Annotated in this window: 1 protein-coding gene; it reads right to left on the reverse strand. The window is 63.8% G+C overall.

Features of this window, described 5'->3' with window-relative positions; genetic code table 11:
• Positions 1-24 precede the first annotated feature (24 nt).
• Positions 25-754: transposase (locus HGQ17_RS14865; RefSeq protein ID WP_168888734.1), on the reverse strand; the 730-nt coding region annotated here is incomplete at its 5' end.

Raw genomic sequence — 754 nt, forward strand, 5'->3', positions numbered from 1 at the left:
GAGGGCTTGACTCTTCTATGTCTGTCAAGCCGCGTTCATCACGGTTGCTGAGGTGTTGAGCATCCGATAGACCCGGCGGGCTAAGTAGCGCTTGAGACAGCGGCGGATCTCTCGGTTGGTTTTGCCTTCTGCTCGACGTTTCTCGACGTACTCCCGAGTCTCGGCATCATGGGTCATCCTTGATATGGCAACCATGTGCAGGGCGCTGTTCAGGGACCGGTCTCCGCCGCGGTTGAGTCGGTGTCTGACCGTGTTACCGGACGAGGCAGGGATGGGATTCACTCCGGCCAGGGACGCGAAGGCCGCCTCGTTGCCGACCCTGCCGTCGTGGGACCAGGCGATGAGACACTTCGCGGCGCTGATCGCTCGGAACCCTTTTTCCTCCAGGAGGGGCGCGGCTTCGCTGGCTTTGACCAGCTCATTGAGCTGTTTCTCGTTGGCGGTGAGCTGCTCGTCCAGTTCTAAGACGTGCTTGGCCAGTCGCACAGCCTCGTTGCGGGCGATCGAGAGGGAGAGCTCTTCCTGCCGGTCCCGCCACCGGGAGACCTCGGTGATCTGGGTGCTGGTGAGCTTCTTGCGGGCATCGATCCCCAAGTCGTTGCCGCGTACCAGGGCGGTCAGTGCGTTGATGGACCGGGTACGGTCCTTGCTGATCGACTCCCGGGCGGTGACCAGGATCCGCACGCTCTGGCGGACCCCGTCATTGAGGCGAGGCCGGCGCAGCTGCTGCAGGGGCAGTCCCAGGGCGGCGGCG

The organism is Nesterenkonia sedimenti, from assembly GCF_012641515.1.
Lineage (GTDB): Bacteria > Actinomycetota > Actinomycetes > Actinomycetales > Micrococcaceae > Nesterenkonia > Nesterenkonia sedimenti.